The following is a 449-nucleotide window of genomic DNA, read 5'->3' as shown; positions in this document are numbered from 1 at the left end:
ATTGCGGCACTCAACAGCTCATTAAAGTCATTGATAAGCACACTTACACACCAACCGTCCATCAGGATATGATGAGAGCTCCAAATAAACTCATACTCCCCTTGCGACAGATCGACAACATGCAGACGCATCTGAGAACCACTGCCCAAATCGAAACCTCTTTCCCTGTCCTGTTGCTTGATCAGCTCTAGCTGTACCTCGTCATCTAGCTTCTGATAAGTAAAATTATTCGGGACCTCTTTCCTTACAATTTGCAAAGATCTCCCTGCATATTCAGTACTAAAATTAGTACGCAAAACAGCATGTCTGGCTGTTAAACCCTGGTAAGCAATAGCCAGTTTATCGATATCCAATACTTTGACCCGTACCCTATAGGAGGTCTGCTCAAAATAAAGCGAACCGGAATCTTCTGCCAGCCAGTGGTAGTAGATGCCTTCCTGAAGAGGAGA

The 449-nt window shown here is 44.3% G+C and carries 1 protein-coding gene; it reads right to left on the bottom strand.

Features of this window, described 5'->3' with window-relative positions; translation table 11 throughout:
* Positions 1-449 (bottom strand): condensation domain-containing protein (locus tag JO950_RS22035; RefSeq protein WP_237732435.1); only part of this gene is annotated, 449 nt, incomplete at both ends.

Source organism: Flavobacterium sp. UGB4466 (assembly GCF_903469665.1).
In the GTDB taxonomy this organism is placed as follows: domain Bacteria; phylum Bacteroidota; class Bacteroidia; order Flavobacteriales; family Flavobacteriaceae; genus Flavobacterium; species Flavobacterium lipolyticum.
This window is presented reverse-complemented; position numbering and strand designations above follow the sequence as displayed.